This window comes from Bartonella sp. AP20NXHL (assembly GCF_042196165.1).
GTDB lineage: Bacteria > Pseudomonadota > Alphaproteobacteria > Rhizobiales > Rhizobiaceae > Bartonella.
The window spans coordinates 16,326-38,060 of the sequence record NZ_JBHIPV010000007.1; the positions used below are offsets into that span (position 1 = coordinate 16,326).

The following is a 21,735-nucleotide window of genomic DNA, read 5'->3' on the forward strand; positions in this document are numbered from 1 at the left end:
ATGGTTGCAGCCAATAAGAATGAATTTGTTTTTTTACCTCTGGGAGGTGTAGGTGAGATAGGGATGAATTTAGCTGCTTACGGATTTGGTCCCCAAAGTCTTCGTGAATGGCTGCTGGTTGATATGGGGGTTAGTTTTGCTGGTTCTGAATTACCAGGTGTCGATCTTGTTTTGCCTGATATTCGTTTTCTAGAAAGTGAAAAACATAATATACGGGGTCTTGTTTTAACACATGCACATGAAGATCATTATGGGGCCGTTCTTGATTTATGTCCAAAGTTACAAGTGCCAATTTACTGTACGCCTTTTACGGCAGGATTATTGGAAACTAAAAAACAATTAGATTTTGAATCTCAAAAAATTTTACTCAATATTTTTCAAGCTGGTGATTGTTTTCAGGTAGGTTCCTTTGCTGTAGAGGCTATAGCCGTTAACCATTCAATACCAGAATCTGTATCTTTAGCAATTACAACCTCTTTGGGGACTGTGATTCATACTGGTGATTGGAAAATTGATCATACCCCTTCACTCGGGGCTGTAACCGATGAAAAAAGATTTCGTGCTTTAGGCAAAAAAGGTGTTTTAGCATTACTTTGTGATTCCACAAATGCATGTCGGGATGGTATATCTCCATCAGAGCAGCAAGTTCAAGCCAGTCTTTCTGAGATTATTTCCAAAGCTGAAGGGCGCGTTGCGATAGCAACTTTTTCTTCTAATATTGGTCGGATACGTTCTATTGCTCTTGCAGCTGAAGCTGCTGGACGTAAGGTGCTTGTCATTGGGCGTTCCCTTAAGCGAAGTATTATGGTTGCACAAGAGCTTGGTTATATGAATGGTTTAGCGCCATTTGTAACGGAAGATGATTATGGCTATATCTCGCGAAAAGATCTTGTTTTAATTGTCACTGGGAGCCAAGGTGAGCCATGTGCAGCTTTGGCTAAACTGTCACGTGATGGAATGAAAAATATTGCACTTTCCGCTGGTGATACCGTTATTTATTCATCACGAAGTATTCCAGGAAACGAAAAAGCGATTATTGAGGTACAAAATCGTTTCATTGATTTGGGTATTGAAATTATTACGAATGAAGATGCGCTTGTTCATGTTTCAGGTCATCCACGTCGTTCAGAACTTTTACAGATGTATGATTGGATAAAGCCACAAATACTTGTCCCTGTACATGGGGAAGCAATGCATCTTAAGGCTCAGGCAACTTTAGCACGTCAAGCAGGTATTAAAACTGTTACGGATATCAGAAATGGACATATTTTACGTCTTGCACCAAAGCCTGTAGAAGTTATTGATCAAGTTCCTGTTGGCCGCATCTATAAGGATGGTTGCTTAATTGGAGATGAAGATGAATTAGGGATTCGTGAGCGCCGCAAACTAAGTTATGCTGGTCATGTTACTATTTCTCTCCATATAAATAGTAAGCATGAATTATTAGGGGATATAGGTCTAACAATATTAGGGTTACCTGAAAGTAATGGAAAGGGGAAAAGTTTAAAAGATATTCTTTTAGATATCGTAGAAAATACAGTTTATAATATCCCACGCATGAAACAGAAAAATAATGAACTTATTCGAGAGGCAACACGACGTGCAGTGAGAGCGGCTGTTCATGAAATTTGGCAAAAAAAACCTATCTGTACAGTTTTTTTACATCGGTCAAAATAAAGAACTTTCATATTACGTTATTTAAAAAGAGAAGAGCATTTTTATTTTATTGCTAAATAAGAAAAATAGAGAATAAAGCACAATAAATTTTTAAATGATAAGATCGTTATATTTGCAAGTATTCAGAATGCGGCTATAGATGAATAGAGGGTGTGATAAATTGTTCCGATATGATAGATCTGATTAGGAGTTAATTATTTCAATGCGTCTTTCTCAATATTTCCTTCCACTTTTAAAAGAGAATCCTAAAGAAGCAGAAATTGTTTCTCATCGCTTCATGTTGCGCGCTGGAATGATTCGACAACAAACATCAGGGATTTATTCTTGGCTTCCTTTGGGAAAAAAAGTGCTTGATAAAGTTTGTAAAATTATTCGTGAAGAGCAAGAACGTGCGGGTGCAATAGAAATATTGATGCCTACAATTCAGTCTGCTGATCTTTGGCGTGAAAGCGGTCGTTACGATGATTATGGTTTGGAAATGCTCCGCATTAAAGATCGTCAAAAGCGTGATTTACTTTATGGTCCAACCAATGAAGAGATGGTAACAGATATTTTTCGCTCTTATGTTCGTTCTTATAAAGATCTTCCGCTGAATTTATATCATATTCAATGGAAATTTCGTGATGAAATTCGTCCACGTTTTGGTGTGATGCGAGCACGAGAATTTTTAATGAAAGATGCTTATTCTTTTGATCTTGATTATGAAGGCTCTAAAACATCTTATAATCGTATGTTTGTTGCTTATTTACGCACTTTTTCTCGCCTGGGATTAAAAGCAATTCCTATGCGTGCAGATACAGGTCCAATAGGGGGGGAACTCAGTCATGAATTTATCATTTTGGCTGAAACAGGAGAGAGTGCTATCTTCTGTGATAAACAATTTCTTGAACTTACCGTTCCAGATAGTTCAATCGATTTTAGTGATAAAGCTGTTTTAGATGATATTGTTAAGCAATGGACATCTTGTTATGCAGCAACGGAAGAAATGCATAATGAAGAGGAGTGGGCTAAAGTTTCTGATCATAATCGTCTTTCAGCGCGTGGTATTGAAGTAGGTCATATTTTCCACTTTGGTACTAAATATTCTGCTCCAATGGGAGCAAAAGTTATGGGACAAGATGGAAAAGAGCATGTGGTCTCTATGGGATCTTATGGTATTGGGCCTTCGCGTCTTGTTGCGGCCGCTATTGAAGCTTCTCATGATGAAAATGGTATTATTTGGCCAAAGTCGATGGCACCGTTTGATTTTGGGATTATCAATATGAAACCCGATGATGAAAAATGCACACAGGTATGTGAGTTTCTCTATCAGGGATTAAAGGAGGTTGGTTTTGATCCGTTATTAGATGATAGAAATGAACGTCCTGGATCAAAATTTGCAACAATGGATTTGATTGGTTTGCCAACGCAAGTCATTGTTGGCCCTAACAGCATTGCACAAAATGAAGTTGAAATTAAAGATCGAAAAACAGGAATAAAAAAATCTCTAAAGGTTGAAGATGTGCTCAGCCAACTTTCTATAATTTAATAGGAAATGTTATGAAGAGGCTGAAAAACAAATGCTTTTCATCTTATGAGTGGATGATCGCTTTTCGTTATATGATTCCCAATAAAAAACATGTCGTTGCATCTGTTATTTCAATTATTTCTCTTATTGGGATTATGTTGGGCGTATTTGCTCTGGTTGTTGTTATGGCGGTGATGAATGGCTTTCGTACAGAACTTCTCAATCGTATTCTTGGTATGAATGGGCATCTTATTATTCAAACAGTTGATTCTGGTTTTTCTGATTATAAGACTCTTATTTCTTCTTTAGAAACTACAAATGGTGTGAAGTTTGCTTTACCTGTTATTGAAGGTCAAGCGCTTGTTCAAGGTGAAGTTCAAGGTGGCTCTGGCGCGTTAGTTCGTGGTATGCGCAAACAAGATCTAGAAAAGCTTAAAACAGTCTCTCAAAACATTAAATTAGGATCGATTTCTCGGTTTGATCAAGAAGAAGGTGTTGCAATTGGAAGTGGCTTAGCAGAAAAATTAGGACTGACAGTTGGAAGAGATATTCGTATTATTACTCCAGATGGTGATGAGACTCCTTTTGGCGTTACCCCACGTGTGAAAGCTTATAAAGTCGTTGCTATTTTTGAAGTTGGTATGTCTGAATATGATTCAATATTTATCTTTATGCCTCTCCATGAAGCACAAATGTTTTTTAATTTGGGAGATAAGGTTCAGTCTTTGGAATTATTTCTAAATGATCCTGATGCTGTTGATCAAATAAAACCTGTTGTAGAAAAAGCAGTTGAACAACAGGTCTATTTAATTGATTGGCGTACACGCAATCAGGCTTTTTTTTCAGCCTTACAGATTGAACGAAATGTTATGTTTTTCATTCTTTCTCTGATCGTTCTTGTTGCTGCTTTAAATATTATTTCAGGGCTGATTATGCTTGTAAAAGATAAAAGTCATGATATTGCAATTTTACGCACGATGGGGGCTCAACAGAGTGCGATTTTGCGTATATTTATCATTACAGGAATGATGATTGGTTTTATTGGAACTATATTGGGTTTAGTTTTAGGTGTTATCGCGACCGCGAATATTAATCATATCCAAGATTTTATATCTTGGTTATTTAATGTCGACGTTTTTAATCCTCAACTTTATTTTTTAACAAAATTGCCTGCACAAATTGAGTGGAAACAGACCATCTTGGTTGCTATGATGGCTTTATTCTTGTCGTTTCTTGCTGCTCTCATTCCGGCATGGCGTGCTGCTAAGCTAGACCCCGTACAAGCTTTGAGGTATGAATAATGACAGCTATTTTAGAGCTTGTAGAGATTGAAAGACACTTTTTCGAGAGCCATAAGCCGCTCATTGTTTTAGATAAAGCGAATTTTATTCTTAATCGTGGAGAGCTTGTCGCACTTGTTGCACCATCTGGTGCTGGAAAATCAACACTTCTTCATATTGCTGGATTATTAGAAAAACCAACAGCTGGTGATGTGATGTTACGGGGTGTTTCTTGTGCAAAGCGCTCTGATAGTGAGCGAACAGCTATAAGACGGAATGATATTGGTTTTGTTTATCAATTTCATCATTTACTTCCAGAGTTTACGGCGTTAGAAAATGTCATGATACCGCAAATGATAGCAGGATTAAAAAAATCTATAGCAGAAGATCGTGCGCGCAAATTATTGACGTATCTGCGTGTTTCTCATCGTGCGAACCATCGTCCCTCAGAGTTATCGGGAGGAGAACAACAACGTGTTGCTATTGCACGTGCAGTAGCAAATGGCCCTTCGGTTCTTTTGGCTGATGAACCTACAGGAAATCTTGATCCAGTAACTTCAGCTTATGTCTTTCAAGCTTTATCTATCCTTGTTCGTCAGTCTGGTCTTTCTGCTCTTATTGCAACACATAATTACGCTTTGGCTAAGCAAATGCATCGTCGAATTACACTTAAAGAACAAAAGATTATAGAACTTCCTTAAAGCAAGGTACAAATTTTATACGACTAATTGAATAGTTTATATTACTTTATTCAAGGAGATTTTTTATGACAGTTTTTGTCGTTGACAAAAATCAATTAGATGCTCGTCGTCGTCGATTGATTTTTCGTGCATGGCATCGCGGTATTCGTGAAATGGATCTCATTTTTGGACATTATGTCGATGCTCATATTACTGGGATGAATGATAGAACGCTCTCTGAGCTTGAGTATATTATGTCTTTTGATGATCGTGATTTACTGACATGGATTACTGGAGAAATTTTGCCCCCCTCTGAGGTTGATAGTCCACTTTTTCGTGATATTGCCAATTATCGTACTTGCTTAAGTTATTAATCCCGATGCCTATATTTAAAAAAATTGTTATTCCCAAAAATAATTCTGTTCGTATGATTTTAGATGGCGTTACTGATGGATTTGAAGCCTTTGCGCTTGCTAAATTAAGTTCAGAAATTGCACAAGGTAAACCGCTCCTCTATGTTGTCCGTGACGGAACAAAAATTGTGCATTTACAACAAGTTTTAAATTTTATTGAGCCCAATTTACCCGTACTTCAATTTCCTGCATGGGATTGTTTGCCGTATGATCGTGTGTCACCAGGAATTGCTGTTATGGCTCGTCGACTATCAGCATTGGCACACATAGCAAATTTACGTAAAGATCCACATCCTGCAATTATATTAACAACAGCAAATGCGATTATGCAAAAGCTACCTCCTCGTGAAATGATAGAAGCTCAGCTTATTCACGCACGTGTTGGCCAGCGCAATAACATGGGAAATCTTATTCAATTTCTAGAAACCAATGGTTTTGAACGCGTTACGGTTGTCCGTGATGTTGGTGAGTTTGCTGTAAGAGGAGGAATACTTGATATCTTTTCTCCGATGGATGTTGAACCTTTACGTCTTGATTTTTTTGGAGATACCCTAGAAAGTATCCGCGTATTTGATCCAGAAAGTCAAAGGACAACAGGCCAAAAAACTGAACTTTTATTACAGGCAATGAGTGAGGTTGTTCTTACACCAGAACGCATCAGTCGTTTTAAAAGCAATTATACCCGTACATTTGGTGTATCACAAAAAAATAACATGCTTTATGAAGCAATTTCTCAAGGTCGGCGTTTTGCCGGTATGGAACATTGGCTTCCATTTTTTTATGAAAACCTTGATAGCTTTTTTGACCATTGTGGCAACTTACCGATAGTTTTTGAGCATCTCATAGAAGAAGTCTTCATTGAGCGCTATCGTCTTATTGAAGACTATTATAACGCGCGCAAAGAGCGCGAAAATGATGAAAAAAATTCTACTTCTTATCATCCAATAGATCCTAGTCTTTTCTATTTAACGCCAAAGCGTGTTTTGGAAGATGTGCAACAATCTTCACAGCGTATTGATTTTTCGCCTTTTAATGTTCCACAAAGTTTGGAACAAACTGTTATTCACACCAATGTTAAACAAGGATATGATTTTGTAAAAGAGCGTAATGCGCAGGAAAAAAATGTTTTTTCAAGTGTTATTGATCATATCGCATCTTTACGCGCTGCTGGTAAAAAAGTGCTTTTAGCGTGTTGGAGTGAAGGATCTCTCAATCGTTTGTTACAAGTTCTCGATGAGCATGGATTGAAAAAAATAGATGTTGCAAAATCTTTGCAAACAGTCAAAGCAACACCTCGAGATCGCATATTAGCAGCTGTTATCATGATAGAACATGGTTTTGTGGCTGAAGATTTAGCTATTATAGCAGAGCAAGATATCCTTGGCGATCGTTTTATAAGATCGCCAAAGCGGCGTAAGAATAATACAAATTTTATTTCTGAAATTTCTGCTTTAAATTCTGGTGATATTATTGTGCATATCGACCACGGTATTGGCCAATTTGTTGGTCTTAAAACCATCAGAACCACTGGAATTTTACGAGACTGCCTTGAAATTAGATATGCTGGAGGTGATTTACTCTTTTTACCTGTTGAAAATATTGAGCTTCTCTCACGTTATGGCTCAGAAGGAACAGAGGTAACTTTAGATAAATTAGGAGGTGTTGCTTGGCAAGCACGTAAAGCTCGGCTTAAAAAACATTTATTGGAAATGGCAGGGCAATTAATCCGTATAGCTGCAGAGCGTATGACTCGTGCTGCGCCTGCTTTACTTCCACCAATTGGACCATTTGATGAGTTTGTTGCTTGCTTTCCCTATGAAGAAACGGAAGATCAAATGAATGCAATTGATGCTGTTTTGGACGATCTAGCCTCAGGTAAGCCGATGGATCGCTTGATATGCGGTGATGTTGGTTTTGGAAAAACTGAAGTAGCTATTCGAAGTGCTTTTGTTGCAGCATTAAATGGATATCAGGTTGCTGTTGTTGTACCGACAACTTTGCTTTCACGTCAACATTACAAAACATTTATTTCGCGTTTTCAAGGATTACCGGTTAAAATTGGACATGCTTCGAGGCTTGTAAAAGCGAAAGAACTTGCACGAGTAAAAAAAGGTGTTTCAGATGGTACAATCGATATTGTCATTGGAACCCATGCATTATTAAGTGGTGCAGTTAATTTTTTACGGTTAGGCCTTCTTATCATTGATGAGGAACAGCATTTTGGTGTCAAACACAAAGAGCGTTTAAAAGAGCTTAAAAGTGATATTCATGTTCTCACACTTTCAGCAACTCCCATACCACGCACTTTAGGGTTAGCTTTATCGGGTGTACGTGAACTTTCATTGATAACAACCCCTCCCATTGATAGAATGGCGGTTCGTACTTTTATTTCACCCTTTGATGCACTTGTTATACGAGAGACCCTGCTTCGAGAATATTATCGTGGTGGACAAAGTTTCTATGTTTGTCCTCGTATTTCTGATCTGGCTTTTGTAGAAGAATATCTCAAAACATATGTGCCAGAACTGAAATTCGTTGTGGCTCATGGACAAATGCCGGCTGGACAACTTGATGATATCATGAATGCATTTTATGATGGACAATATGATGTGCTGCTATCAACAACCATTATTGAATCAGGTCTTGATATTCCAACAGCCAATACCCTAATTGTGCATCGTGCTGAGATGTTTGGTCTTTCTGCCCTTTATCAGTTACGTGGTAGGGTAGGACGTTCAAAACAACGTGCGTATGCTCTCTTTACATTTCCTGCTGGTAAAGTTTTAACAACTGCTGCTGATCGTCGTCTTAAAGTGTTACAATCTCTTGACACCTTAGGGGCCGGTTTTCAATTGGCAAGCCATGACATGGATATCCGCGGTTCAGGAAATTTTTTAGGTGAAGAGCAATCGGGGCATATCAAAGAAGTTGGATTTGAACTCTATCAAAAAATGCTTGAAGAAGCTGTTGCTGAATTAAAAGATGGAGAGCTAAATGAAGATAAGCAATGGTCACCTCAAATTTCTCTTGGTACAACAGTGATGATACCAGAAAGTTTCGTGCCTGACTTATCATTACGTATGGGACTTTATCGTCGTTTAACAGAACTTGATGGTTTAGAACAAATTGATGAATTTGCAGCGGAGTTAATTGATCGCTTTGGTCCTTTGCCCCTTGAGGTTCAACATCTTCTTAAAGTCTTTCATATTAAAACATTGTGTCGAAAAGCACATGTAGAAAAATTAGATGTTGGACCAAAGGGGATTGTCATACAGTTTCGTAATAACTATTTTGCAAATAGTGTTGCTCTTGTTCAGTGGGTGGGAAAACAAGGTTCAATGGCAAAAATTCGACCAGATCAAAGTATTGCTCTTATTCGTGATTGGTCCTCAGCGGATGAAAGGCTTGTTGGAGCAGCGAATATTATGACACAGCTTGTCGAAATGGCAGAACAACATTCTGTTTAAAAAATTTCTTTATTGTTTCAGAACTGTTACTCATTTTTATAAAATCATTCTATAAAAACAAACAGTTATTGATTTTGTATAAGAATAAAATTTAAGTTTATAATAAAGAACCCTTTATATATTTATTTGGTTTTTATTATATACGTATTGATATAATGAAGAAAATAGATTAGACGGTTGGACCGCATTAAATAGCACTTTCAATATAATAAGCTAATAAGCTCCTGTAAATTTTTTAGAAAGAAAAAATTTAGGTAAAGATAACATGCTTTCTTCATTACAAAAGTTGCTAACGATAGTTTTTTTATTACTCACTTTAATATATGGCGTAAAAAACGCTTATGCTGAGTTATCTTCTGATGAACAATACCAACATTTAAAAAACAAAAGAAAGAATATTAAAGAGAGCATACAATTTATTGAAGAAAGTATATCTCATTTGGATATTTGGGAAAAAAATATTTCTAAAGCAGAATACTATGAGCGTTTACAGGAACGGAATAAGTTATATAAAAAACTGAAAACTCTGAAGGATGAATATTATAATCTTGGTTCGAAATTACAGGATCTAGCTGAAAAAAAACAAAAAATTATCTCTAAAATACATATAGCGAGAGAGTATGAAGTAGGGGAGTATGAAGAAAAGTTGATTAAAGCAAAAGACTATTTAAAAAAAACTCAAACGTTTAATGAATGGGGAATGAATGAGAAAAGTGGAGGTGATGATGAGATAATGAAAAATTATCTCATGTTTATTATTGCTTGCAATACGTTAGCGGATATATTGCAAAGTGATATAGGTGCTATTTTGCGCAAAGATTTTGATTGGAAAGATAAAGATTTTAGTTGGGCTAAAGGCGCAAATAATTCAATAAGTCCTAGTTTAGTCAGGGATATTAAAGAATTACTAACAGATGGCTCTTATAGTTATGAAAAACAAATATTTGACGATATAAAAAATAGTCTTACAGAAGATAATTGGTTTGTAAAAAGTGCACCTAAGCTTTGTAATACCATTAAAGAAGTACATAATATAATGCTTCCAAACAAGAAAAAGAATATTATAGATCGTATGCGTTTTCATGTTGAAGAATTATTCAATTAAAAATTATTTATTTGATTTATGTTGAATTATATTCAAAATAGAAAAATACTTAATTTTTCGTAACATTATAGTTTAGAAAATTCATAAAAAATAATGCTATGAGAATATCCAATTAAAAATTTACTTATACAAATACAGAGAAATTAAGATAATATACTAAATAATAGTTAAAATATATTTTAATTTTTTGTTTTTAATTATTATTTATAATAAAGTAATCTTATACACATAATATATTATCTGTTATTCTTATCATATAAGACTTAATATATATATATATTAAATAATAAACTCATATATTTTTTTATGTTTTCTTTTTATGCATAATTTTTTGTGCTTGTAGTTTTTTATTTTTATCTGATTAATTATTTTAATGACGATACATCTCATATCATAAATCTTGTTTCATTAATACGATAAGAGAGATTTTTTATAGCTCTAAGTTTGTTATATAGGAAAACAAAATGATATTTTGAATTCATTTTTTCTTAAAACTTAAATCATTAACGATTTATATCTTTGATGTTGTGAAAGCTGAAAAGAATTTATCATTTTAGAAGCTTCTTTTATTTGAGAAATAACTTAAAATAAATTGATAAAAGCTACATTTTTTATTCACGTTATAAAGCTGAGAGATGATATTTGTACAGATATGCAATAATAGATGTATAATATATGAGCATAAATTTATTATGGCTTTAGGCACGTGAGATGATTCATAGGGGGGCCTTTGTTCAGTAGTTTTATCTATAAAACTAACTCCGCTTGTGATGTACAAGTGGATAAATTTTATTGATTCAATATAAGAGAGGTTTGCGCTATTAAGATCTTTCATACAATATAGAAATAGAAAAAAGATAAATTATTATTATAAATTAATATGTTATTATATTTTAAGAAAGTTTATTATAAATAAAATATTTTCAGCAGTTATAGATTTTCTCTCTAAGAAAATGTGTTGTTTAATTAAGAAAAAAGCACTTCTTTAGTAACGTATTTTTAAACTAAACTTTTTATTTAAACGCTATAGAATATAAAATTTTTATTACAAAAGCGTATCACCATTGTTTTGTAAACAAGGGCAGAAGATTGTTCATTAGCAAAAAGTTCTCTTACAATTATGCAGAAATTTTAGACAATCAGTGGTTTTAATTCATTCAATGTTTCAATAATATCGTAGATGATTTTGTTTTTGTGTATCACACGAGGCACATAAGGAAAACAGTAAAATTTATCTGATATTTTGGAGCTTCATGCATTGCAACAACCTGTTGCTAAGGCTCTATAAGCTTAACATGAAGAGTAATAAATGTAAAAAGTTTAATTAGTAAGTTTTTTAGAGTAGTATTAGACTTTATTTTAATTAATATTGCAATATTGATTCGTTTGTGTAATCTTAGTTTAAATGCACAGAGGTATTTTATAGATAGATTATATCAAATACCAATGTGATGAAGAGGGGAATTATATGGGTGTATAAAAATAGAATGGCTCATCGTATTTTTTCTCTAAATTTGACTTTTTTTTTTATATTGAAGTAAAAATAGTAAAATTAATTGTTATTTCATTATAATTTAATAAATTTAAGTTGGAATTACATTTAATATTTTTTTTAAAGTTACTTAAGAGCGCGTTGAAAGGATTAACTTAATCATGTCGCATAAAAATGTTTATTCTGCTGTTTCAGTATTAGTTGGAGCCGCTGCCCTTTTTCTTATAGCTGGTATTTCTGCAAATGCGCAAACTTTATCACAAGGTTGGTACAAAGTTTGCAGTAAGCAGCATGATGTTGATATTTGTAATACAATGAATACTGTATTATCGAATACGGGACAACCTTTAACGGCTTTTAATCTTGTTGAAATAAAAGGGAAGCAAAATGAAAAACGTATAGGTATTCAAGTACCTACTGGGCGTTTTTTGCCAGAAGGTGTTCACATTAAAATCGGTGACGAGTTCTCTAAAAAAATTCCTTATATTATTTGTAATGGACCAAGTTGTATTGCTAATGATGTCTTAGATGATAAGCTTATAGCAGCTATGAAAAGTGGAACAAAAATGGTTGTAACCACAGTTAATTTTCGTGGTTCAGCTAATCCTATTGAATTTTCTCTTAATGGGTTTACAGCAGCCTATACCGGTCCTGGTATGGAGGAAAAAGATTTCCAACAAGAACAAATAAAGCTGCAGCAAGCCATTCAATCAAAGCAAAAAGAAATTGAAGAGCGTATGCGGGCTGAGCAAGAAAAAGCAAAACAAAAGTAATAAACCCACACTATAGAATTGGTTGAAACGTTTTCTATAATTGTTTATTTGAACCGCCACAGTTTTCTGTGGCGGTTTTTTAATCCTTAATTTTTCGAAAGAATTCTGCGTTTCCACCAACCAATACGTTCAGTTTTGGAAGAATCATTAGGCGTTGATGAAATAACAACGGATTGATTAATTGTTTCTTCAATTTGGGAAGGAGAGGTTTCTACAACTTCCTCCATCTCGATTACAGTTTCTTGCTCTAATATTTTTTGTATTTGCGTCTCTTTAGAAGATGATTTTTTACGTGTTCCACGTGTTGATTTTTTACTCTTTTCAAGAGCTTTATCTTCTACCTCATGAATAGATTTGTCTGCTTTTTTTGTTTTAGCTTTACGCATCGAACTGGTTGTAGGTTTTTCTTCAAGAGATTTTTGTTCTGCAACATTTTGATCATTCTCTAAAGAAAGCTGATTTTCTACTACTTTTGAAGAACGTGTTTTACGTTTTTTAGGTTTAATACTTGTATCAATTTTTTCAGATTCACCCTGTTGTTGTATATCTAGAGCTTGTGTATTATTTGTTGTTTCTTCAAGTTCAAAAGATTTAGTAGGCGAAATACGACGTTTGCGATGCGCTGCTTTAATTTCTGCCAAAGCTTGCTTAGCAAAATCTCCCACTGGTTCTGCGTAAGGAACGCGAATCTGATGAAAACTATTATCTTGATTGCGTCGACCACCACGACGTCCTCGACGACGTCCTCGACGATAAGAATCATCATTCAAAGTATCTTCTTTTTTATGAACGTTGGAGAGAGAATGATCAGTAATTTCACCGTGACGATTTTTGCGCCTACGCTTTTGGTTTGTTTCAATGGGAGAAGGATTTTCAATAGATTCACTCTTTATGAAAACAGAATCTTCAATTTCTTGCTCATTGGCATCTTCCAATGAAGATCGAGAAATGCTCTCTGCTATTGAGCCTTTAGAAATAACAAGATGTTGCGTTCCAATACTATCATCTGCTTCAATACTAATATTAAGCTTAAAACGAGCTTCTAAATTAACAAGAATGTTGCGTTTATGATTTAATACATAAAGCGCTGTTGCTACGGGTGTGCGCACGATAATATTATATTGCGAATTATGAAGAAGATATTCTTCAATTGAGCGCATGACATGTAACGCAATGGATGATTCAGAACGTATATTTCCTGTTCCTGCGCAATGCGGGCAGGGCTGTGTTGTACTTTCTAAAACCGATATGCGAATACGTTGACGACTCATTTCTAAAAGGCCGAAGTGTGAAATATGACCTACTTGAATACGAGCACGATCGTTTTTTAAACAATCTTTTAATTTTTTTTCGACCAGCTTCACATTGCGTTCTTCAAGCATATCAATAAAATCAATCACAATTAAACCAGCAAGGTCACGCAAGCGTAATTGCCGCGCTACTTCTTCAGCAGCTTCAAGGTTAGTTTGTAAGGCTGTCTTTTCGACAGAGAATTCTTTCGTGGAGCGGCCAGAATTTACGTCAATAGCAACAAGTGCTTCTGTTTGATTAATAACAAGATAACCACCAGATTTTAAAGAAACTTGAGGTTGCAACATTTTATCAAGTTGAATTTCAATATTATTTCTTGCGAAAATGGGTGTAGGATCACGGTAAGGTTGCACAACTTTTGCATGACTTGGCATGAGCATACGCATAAAGTCTTTCGCTTCACGATATCCTTGGTCTCCAGAAACAAGAATTTCACTAATGTTCTTATTGTAAAGATCTCGTATAGAACGCTTGATGAGATTGCTTTCTTCATGGACAAGGCATGGCGCCGTTGACTCGAGTGTCAAAGTGCGAATAGTATCCCATAACCGCATAAGATATTCATAATCACGTTTAATTTCAGCTTTTGTTCTATTGGCACCAGCAGTTCGTAAGATAACGCCCATACCTTTTGGAACAGCTAATTCTTTTACGATTTCTTTAAGACGCTTACGGTCTTGTACGTTCGTAATTTTTCGTGAAATACCACCACCACGTGCTGTGTTGGGCATTAGAACAGAGTAACGACCTGCTAGAGATAAATATGTTGTAAGGGCAGCACCTTTATTACCACGCTCTTCTTTGATAACTTGTACCAACAAAATTTGACGTCGTTTAATGACTTCTTGAATTTTATACTGGCGCCCTTGTTTTCTTTGATAAATTGGGAGCTCTTCACGGATGTCCTCAGCACCGACCATTTCGATCTCATCATCAGAGATATCGGCATTTAATGCTTCTTCTGTATTATCAATTATTGTCGCTTCAGATGTGATGTCACTTTCAATATCGGCTGCAATGACATTGTTTTTTCCATTTTTTTTTGTTCTTCTGGAGCGTTTTTTATTTTTAGTTGCTTCTTCCGTAAAGGTATCTACAGAATTTTCTCCTATAGCTGCTTTTTCCTCTTCTTCAAGAAGAGCAAGTCGATCAGCAATAGGAATTTGATAATAATCAGGATGAATTTCAGAAAATGTTAAAAAACCATGTCGGTTTCCACCATATTCAACAAAAGCTGCTTGGAGAGACGGTTCTACACGCGTAATCCGTGCGAGATAAATATTCCCCTTGAGCTGTTTTCTATGTTCTGATTCAAAATCAAGTTCTTCAATTTTGTTGCCGTGAACAACAACAACACGAGTTTCCTCCGGATGGGAGGCATCTATAAGCATTTTGTTTGACATAAGTTAATATCCTGAAGGCGACATGCACAATTTTATTCAAACGAACGCTATAACTATTCGTAAACATAAAAGGCTGTCTGCCATAAAAGGGAGGTACCAGAAAAACAGGACGGAACACCACGTGCAGAGGCATGACTGCATTTACACCATTTCTCATCATTATTTCCATCTGTTTTTTATGACTCATATTTCTTAAAAGTCTCCGGTAAAATAATCTTTAAAACAGTTCGGATATCCGAACCAACGAATCTTAAGTAATGCAATCCTAATATTATAACATAGAAATTTTTCATCCATAAAAAAGTCTCAACGCATAATAGGCAAAAAACCTCTAAAGACAACTTAATATGAGTTACAGATAATTTAGATGACTATTATCAGCTAGGAAGCATAAATATTCTTTTATGTTGATATCATGCGTTTGGCAAGTAACAATGTAAATCATGTATAATTATAATATCTTTATGACCTTAATTTCGTTTTTGGGTGTTTATTTAGCTTTTATTGAAAAATAGAGAATAAATTGGTGTATCATTTTATATAACCAAGATAAATTATTACAAAGGTAATGTAGAGTATTTTGCTTATGATAAGAGTTTTTTTTACCAAAAAGCTGAAAACAGCTTATGGGGATGTTATTGTGCTCGTCACATACTTTTTATTATCTTTTTTTCTACTCCAAACCAGTGTTCAAGCCGCAGATCCTCTGAGACTTATTAATTTTCGAACCATTGGTGATAGTGTTCATACGCGTATTATTGCGGTTTTTAATTCAAAACCAAATGTTCGTTTACAGATTTTGGACAGGCCAGCACGTTTGGTTATCAATTTACCTACAATTGACTTTTCGATGCAAAATACGCCTTTAAAGAAACGGAATACATTATCCGTTATGCTTTCAGATGTACGTTATGCTTTCTCTGATATACAGACTTCACGCATTATTTTGACAAGTAAAACGGCTTTTGTGGTTGAAAAAAATGTCGTAAAAAAATTAAATAATGGTTTATGGCAGTTGCTGATTGATATTCGTAAAAGTACACAAGAAAAATTTGATGAGACATTAAAAAAACAGCAAAGAAGCAATTTTGATACACAAACACAGTTAATGCCAGCATATAATTTCCGTGTTGTTCTTGATCCTGGTCATGGTGGTATTGATGGTGGTGCACGGGGTGTTACTGGAATTTTAGAAAAAGATGTGACTTTAGACTTTGCGCGTGCATTGCGAGACGAATTACAAAAGGATTCTCATATTACCGTTGCTTTAACACGAGATTCCAATATTTTTTTAAGACTAAGTGAAAGAGTTAAAAAAGCACAAGAGTTTGATGCTGATCTTTTTATATCTATTCACGCGGATACGATTGATTTACATTCTCTTCGTGGTGCTACAGTGTATACCATATCAGAAAAAGCCTCTGATGCCATTGCAAAATCTTTAGCTGAAAATGAAAATAAAGTTGATTTGCTTGATGGTTTGCCTGCAGATGAAACGCTCGAAGTTACAGATATTTTGATGGATCTTACACGACGTGAAACACATACATTTTCGGTTAATTTTGCAAATAGTGTTATTTCAAGTTTATCAAAGAATCATATTAACTTGATTAATAACCCACATCGGTATGCTAATTTTCAAGTTTTAAGAGCTTCAGATATACCCTCAGTCTTGATAGAGATAGGTTATTTATCCAATAAAGAGGATGAAAAGTTACTAAATGATCCTCATTGGAGAAAACAAATGGCAGCCTCTATTGCTCATTCTATTCGTCAATTTGCTGATTATAGGCAGAAAATGATACAGCCTCTTTAAATTTGTGAGAAAATAGAGTATCAATATGGGCTTCTAGTGTACCCTAGTATAAATAAAAGATAGAAAACAATTTCTCTTGATCTCAATCTTGTGGTGATATCCACTTGGTGTGTTTGAAGTAACGTATTTTTTCTTTAATTAATTCTTAAGAAAGCGATAGCCGTTTTTATGATAATTTTTTTAAGATATCTTCTTCGTTTTTTTATTGCTATTGGACTTTGTGGTGCAATAACGTGGGGTGTTATGACCAGTGGTCAAGCAAATGCACTCCCTGATTATGAAGTTCTTTCACTTTATGAGCCGCCGGTAATGACCCGCGTCCATGCTTCTGATGGCCGTCTTATGGCAGAGTTTGCAACAAAACATCGCCTCTATTTACCGATTCAATCAATACCAAAGCTTGTTATAAATGCTTTTATTTCGGCTGAAGATAAAAACTTTTATCATCATTTTGGTTTAGATCCTGAAGGACTTTCTCGAGCTTTGATCAATAATATTCGTAATATTGGTTCTGGAAGACGTCCAGAGGGGGCATCAACTATAACGCAACAAGTCGCTAAAAACTTCCTTTTAAGTTCAGAAACAACGTTAGAACGTAAATTTAAGGAAGCTATTTTAGCAATGCGTATTGAGAAAACTTATTCAAAAGATCATATTCTCGAACTTTATCTCAATGAAATTTATCTGGGTCGTGGCACTTATGGTATAGCAGCTGCTTCTTTGACTTATTTCAATAAATCCGTCAATGACTTGACGCTAGAACAATGTGCTTATTTGGCTGCTCTTCCAAAAGGACCAGCAAATTATGATCCATTTAAGAATACACAACGTGCTATTGATCGGCGTAATTGGGTTATAGACCGGATGATTGCAAATGGATATGTAACGCGTGAACAAGGTGAAAAAGCAAAAGCTAAACCTTTAGGAGCGACAATACGTGGGAGTGATAGCTATGTTTTTGCGGCTGATTATTTTACTGAAGAAGTGCGGCGTCGTTTAATACATCGCTATGGGGCTAAAACACTTTATGAAGGCGGGCTTTCCATTCGTACAACGCTTGATCCGCATTTACAACTTATTGCGCGACGTGCTTTGCACGATGGATTAATTAGATTTGATCATGCGCAAGGATGGCGTGGAGCTTATGCGCATATTGATGAGAAAAGTGATTGGGGGACAGAACTTGCAAATATCACAGGGCTAAGTGATGTTCCTGAATGGCGTTTAGCTGTTGTTCTTTCTACTAATCCCAACAAAGTAGAGATTGGTTTACAGCCACAGCGCGAAGCTTCAGGTATATTATCAAAAAAACGGGAAATTGCTGTTTTATCTGAAGCTGATTCAAAATGGGCACTCCATGTTGTAAAAGAAAATGGTTATCAAAAAACTGTTCAGAGCTTATCTCATGTTCTGCAAGTTGGGGATGTCATTTTTGTTGAAAAACTACCCAATACAAACAATACTTATCGTTTACAACAAATTCCAAAGGTTGAAGGTGCAATTGTTGCTATGGAACCTCATACAGGGCGCGTTCTTGCTATGGTGGGAGGATTTTCTTTTGCCGCATCTGAATTCAATCGTGCAACCCAAGCTTATCGCCAACCGGGGTCTGCTTTTAAGCCTTTTGTTTATGCAGCAGCTCTTGATAACGGATATACACCAGCATCCGTTGTTTTAGATGGCCCCATTGAAGTTCGTCAATATAATGGTGAAGTTTGGCAACCCAAAAATTATGGAGGTACCTTTGCAGGACCTTCAACATTGCGTTATGGTATTGAGCGTTCTCGTAATCTTATGACAATACGGCTTGCCAATGATATGGGAATGCCTCTTGTCGCTGAATATGCAGAACGCTTTGGGATCGTAGATAAATTGCAGCCTTATCTTCCCATGGCTTTAGGGGCTGGCGAAACAACAGTATTACGAATGGTTACAGCTTATTCAGTTATTGCCAATGGGGGACGCTCTATTAAACCTTCTCTGATAGACAGAATTCAAGATCGTTATGGGAAGACAATTTATCGTCATGATGATCGTATTTGCGAAAATTGTAATACGCATTCATGGAATAATCAAAGTGAGCCCACATTGATTGATGAAAGAGATCAAGTTCTTGACCCTATGACGGCTTATCAGATTACATCGATGATGGAAGGGGTTGTTCAGCGTGGTACTGCGGCACGTTTACGTTATCTTAATCGACATATTGCTGCTAAAACAGGAACAACCAATGACTCTAAGGATGTCTGGTTTATGGGATTTACTCCTGATATTGTCGTTGGTATTTTTGTCGGTTATGATCAACCAGCTCCGTTAGGATATAATGGAACAGGAAGTTCATTAGCTGCGCCTATTTTTGGTGATTTTATGGCAGATGCTCTTAAAGGGAAGCCAGATGTTCCCTTTAAGATGCCAAAGGGCATGATTTTAATGCCAATTAATCGAAAAACAGGAATGCTTGCCGAAAGAGGAGATCAAGATGTTATTATAGAAGCATTTAAACCAGGGACTGGTCCTGCTGATATATATCAAGTTATTGGGAGTACAAATTCTTTTCAAGAAGGTGTTCCTGCAGTAACGACTTCTCCACAAGTCAACAAAGCACTTGAAAGTGGGACAGGTGGGCTGTATTAATCGAAAAAATCTCCTTTTGCCATGAGTCATGGTTTTTATCTCTTTTTTACAATGTCGGTTCTGTAAATAGAGTGATAGAATTGTACCATTTTCTGATAGCAGCTATTAAATTTGTATAAAATGCTAAGAGACACAACCAAAAAGAGTTTTTAAAAATACGGTGTTAAATTATGCGAGCAGAAATAGAAACATTAGTTGATGAAATCCAGAAAGCAATACAATTGCTAAGGGGGCATCTTTGACTGGGATCAATCACTAAAGCGTCTCGAATATCTTAATCAAAAAGCAGAAGATCCATCATTATGGGATGATGCACAACGAGCACAGGATATGATGCGTGAGCGTCAACGTCTTGATGATTCAATCAATGGTCTTTTATCATTTACAAAAACACTTGAAGAATGCATTGAGCTTATTGCGATGGGCGAAGAAGAAAGTGATGTTGAAATTATCGCTGATGCAGAAAGATCAATACGTAATCTTAAAAATGAGATAGATAAAAGGCAAATTGATGTACTTCTTTCAGGAGAAGCAGATCCGAATGATACCTATTTAGAAGTTCATGCTGGAGCAGGGGGAACAGAAAGCCAAGATTGGGCTTCTATGCTCTTACGTATGTATATGCGCTGGGCTGAACAGCATGAAATGAAGGTTGAAATTTTAGAAATTCATGATGGAGAAGAAGCAGGAATAAAGTCAGCGACTATTCTTGTAAAAGGGCATAATGCTTATGGAATGTTAAAAACAGAATCAGGCGTTCATCGTTTAGTGCGGATTTCTCCATTTGATTCGAATGCAAAGCGCCATACCTCTTTTGCAAGCATTTGGGTTTATCCAGTTATTGATGACAATATTGAAGTTGATGTTTCAGAGGCAGATGTGCGTATTGATACATATCGTGCATCGGGAGCAGGAGGACAACATGTTAACACGACAGATTCTGCTGTTCGCATCACGCATATAAAAACGGGTATTGTTGTTCAATGTCAAACAGAGCGCTCTCAACATAAAAATCGCGCTACGGCTTGGTCGATGTTGCGTGCACGGCTTTATGAAGAAGAGCTTAAAAAAAGAGAAGAAGAAACCAATGCTGCTGAATCTTCTAAAACAGAAATCGGATGGGGACATCAAATTAGATCTTATGTTCTTCAACCCTATCAGCTTGTCAAAGATTTGCGTACAGGAATTGAAAATACGGATCCACAATCCGTACTTAATGGTAATTTAGATGCATTTATAGAGGCAGCACTCGCACGGCGCATTTATAGACAAGACAAAAAAATTGAGGATATTCGTTAATTATATATCCTTCCTTCAAGCCATGTAGATTTTTTCTTAAGCTGTTCGTTTTATTGATGTTGTGATGTTACGATAGTCCTTGATACTTTAAAGGTTTAAAGAGGGATTTTCTTGTTTCTTTCTTCATTTTTTTTCTCACACGCCAATTCTGCTTATGATATTGCAAGTGATAGGAAGAATCTGAAATAAGAAAAATTTGGGATATTCGGGGGACTAATATAAATGTAAAACAATTCATTATCCTTATAAATCAATATATTGTAAAAATTGAATCCGTTGAAAAACTAAAATCAATTAAGGAGGATAACTTTTGCTTTTTAAGGTAAATCAAACACTCAATTTACAAGTTACCATTATGATATAAAAGTGTTGCAGTAGCTAAAACATTTTCAGCATGCCCAGATACGCTTACTTTACGCCATTCTTCTGCTATTATTCCATTTGCATCAATTAAAAAAGTGCTCCGTTCAACTCCCATATATTTGCGTCCATACATGCTTTTCTCAACCCAAACACCATAAGCTTCGAGGGTTGTTTTTTCTTCATCAGAAACCAAGATGACATCAAGTTCATGTTTTACTTTAAATTTATCATGTTTTTTTACATTATCTGGAGAGATTCCAATAACAGAAACACCGATTTCATCAAATTTCATCTTTAATTTTGTGAAATCAAGTGCTTCGCTTGTGCAACCACTGGTGTCATCTTTTGGATAAAAATATAAAACAACAGACTTTCCTTTAAAGTCAGAAAGACATACCATCTCTCCTCCATCGCGCGGCAAATTAAAATCAGGAGCAAGAGCACCTTTCATTGGTCTTGTCATTATTTTCATCTTTCTTTCTTGTGTAACAGGTATAAGATATCAGAGTACACAG

The 21,735-nt window shown here is 35.5% G+C and carries 13 protein-coding genes; 11 read left to right on the forward strand and 2 right to left on the reverse strand.

Annotation, left to right across the window (positions count from 1 at the left end; translation table 11 throughout):
- The 8 genes from ACFILL_RS05290 to ACFILL_RS05325 all read left to right on the forward strand — a co-directional run bounded on the left by ACFILL_RS05290 (nucleotide 1) and on the right by ACFILL_RS05325 (nucleotide 12,394).
- A complete protein-coding gene (locus ACFILL_RS05290) occupies nucleotides 1–1,677 on the forward strand; it encodes a ribonuclease J (protein WP_273791272.1) in 1,677 nt (558 codons plus the stop codon).
- 202 nt (nucleotides 1,678–1,879) lie between these two features.
- Nucleotides 1,880–3,205 carry a proline--tRNA ligase gene (gene proS, locus ACFILL_RS05295; protein WP_375643439.1) on the forward strand — a complete coding sequence of 442 codons (1,326 nt, stop codon included), beginning with the start codon at nucleotides 1,880–1,882 and terminating at the stop codon, nucleotides 3,203–3,205.
- Nucleotides 3,206–3,216: 11 nt separating this feature from the next.
- On the forward strand, nucleotides 3,217–4,485 hold the full coding sequence (locus tag ACFILL_RS05300) for a lipoprotein-releasing ABC transporter permease subunit (RefSeq protein ID WP_273791270.1): 1,269 nt from the start codon (nucleotides 3,217–3,219) through the stop codon (nucleotides 4,483–4,485).
- Nucleotides 4,485–5,165, forward strand: a complete 681-nt coding sequence (locus ACFILL_RS05305; protein ID WP_273791269.1) for an ABC transporter ATP-binding protein — start codon at nucleotides 4,485–4,487, stop codon at nucleotides 5,163–5,165. Before ACFILL_RS05300 ends, ACFILL_RS05305 begins: the two co-directional genes overlap by 1 nt.
- Before the next feature lie 65 nt (nucleotides 5,166–5,230).
- Nucleotides 5,231–5,518 (forward strand): succinate dehydrogenase assembly factor 2, encoded by a 288-nt coding sequence (locus ACFILL_RS05310; RefSeq protein ID WP_273791268.1) that lies wholly within the window; start codon nucleotides 5,231–5,233, stop codon nucleotides 5,516–5,518.
- A gap of 5 nt (nucleotides 5,519–5,523) precedes the next feature.
- The gene (gene mfd, locus ACFILL_RS05315) at nucleotides 5,524–9,024 is read left to right on the forward strand and encodes a transcription-repair coupling factor (RefSeq protein ID WP_375643438.1); all 3,501 of its coding nucleotides are present in this window, start codon (nucleotides 5,524–5,526) and stop codon (nucleotides 9,022–9,024) included.
- 265 nt (nucleotides 9,025–9,289) lie between these two features.
- Nucleotides 9,290–10,129: a hypothetical protein gene (locus ACFILL_RS05320; RefSeq protein ID WP_375643437.1), complete on the forward strand. Its 840-nt coding sequence runs from the start codon at nucleotides 9,290–9,292 to the stop codon at nucleotides 10,127–10,129.
- 1,653 nt (nucleotides 10,130–11,782) lie between these two features.
- Nucleotides 11,783–12,394 carry an invasion associated locus B family protein gene (locus tag ACFILL_RS05325; RefSeq protein WP_273791265.1) on the forward strand — a complete coding sequence of 204 codons (612 nt, stop codon included), beginning with the start codon at nucleotides 11,783–11,785 and terminating at the stop codon, nucleotides 12,392–12,394.
- A gap of 86 nt (nucleotides 12,395–12,480) precedes the next feature.
- Here the strand turns inward: ACFILL_RS05325 and ACFILL_RS05330 are convergent, their stop codons facing one another.
- Entirely contained in the window at nucleotides 12,481–15,108 is a 2,628-nt protein-coding gene (locus ACFILL_RS05330) for an Rne/Rng family ribonuclease (RefSeq protein ID WP_375643435.1), read from the reverse strand.
- 586 nt (nucleotides 15,109–15,694) lie between these two features.
- On the opposite strand from ACFILL_RS05330, the gene ACFILL_RS05335 reads away from it, so the two are divergent.
- From ACFILL_RS05335 to prfB, 3 genes are all read left to right on the forward strand, one after another.
- Complete coding sequence (locus tag ACFILL_RS05335; RefSeq protein ID WP_273791263.1) at nucleotides 15,695–16,924, forward strand: N-acetylmuramoyl-L-alanine amidase; 1,230 nt, start codon at nucleotides 15,695–15,697, stop codon at nucleotides 16,922–16,924.
- 168 nt (nucleotides 16,925–17,092) lie between these two features.
- A complete protein-coding gene (locus ACFILL_RS05340; protein ID WP_375631148.1) occupies nucleotides 17,093–19,558 on the forward strand; it encodes a penicillin-binding protein 1A in 2,466 nt (821 codons plus the stop codon).
- 170 nt (nucleotides 19,559–19,728) lie between these two features.
- Nucleotides 19,729–20,857 (forward strand): peptide chain release factor 2 gene (gene prfB / locus ACFILL_RS05345; protein ID WP_375637636.1). Its coding sequence is split into 2 segments (ribosomal slippage): nucleotides 19,729–19,797 and nucleotides 19,799–20,857, totalling 1,128 coding nucleotides; the frame shifts between segments, so codons are not numbered across the junction.
- 340 nt (nucleotides 20,858–21,197) lie between these two features.
- Here the strand turns inward: prfB and ACFILL_RS05350 are convergent.
- A complete protein-coding gene (locus tag ACFILL_RS05350) occupies nucleotides 21,198–21,683 on the reverse strand; it encodes a peroxiredoxin (protein ID WP_273791260.1) in 486 nt (161 codons plus the stop codon).
- Nucleotides 21,684–21,735 lie beyond the last annotated feature (52 nt).